The 208-nt window shown below is 66.8% G+C and carries 1 protein-coding gene; it reads left to right on the forward strand.

The genetic code is table 11. The annotated features are described in order from the left end of the window. Positions 1 to 13: 13 nt before the first annotated feature. Positions 14 to 208, forward strand: a 195-nt coding sequence (locus tag BN358_RS25535; RefSeq protein ID WP_157593459.1) for a hypothetical protein, incomplete at its 3' end; no start/stop codon positions are given.

The raw sequence follows: 208 nt of genomic DNA on the forward strand, positions 1-208 counted from the left end.
AGAAGGCCAAGTGATGGGCAAGCGCCTGTTCTGGCTCGCCGTCGGTGCCGGGCTGACCGCACTGATCGTGGTGAAGGGGCGCGAGTACTACGAGCGCTTCACGCCGAAGGGTGTCGCCGACCAGATCGAGAAGTCCCGCAGCGGGCTGGTCGAGTGGGTCGGAGAGTTCCTCACCACGATGGGCGAGGCCATGGAGACCCGGAGGGCG

It is taken from the genome of Sedimentibacter sp. B4 (assembly GCF_000309315.1).
Taxonomy (GTDB): Bacteria; Bacillota; Clostridia; order Tissierellales; family Sedimentibacteraceae; genus Sedimentibacter; species Sedimentibacter saalensis.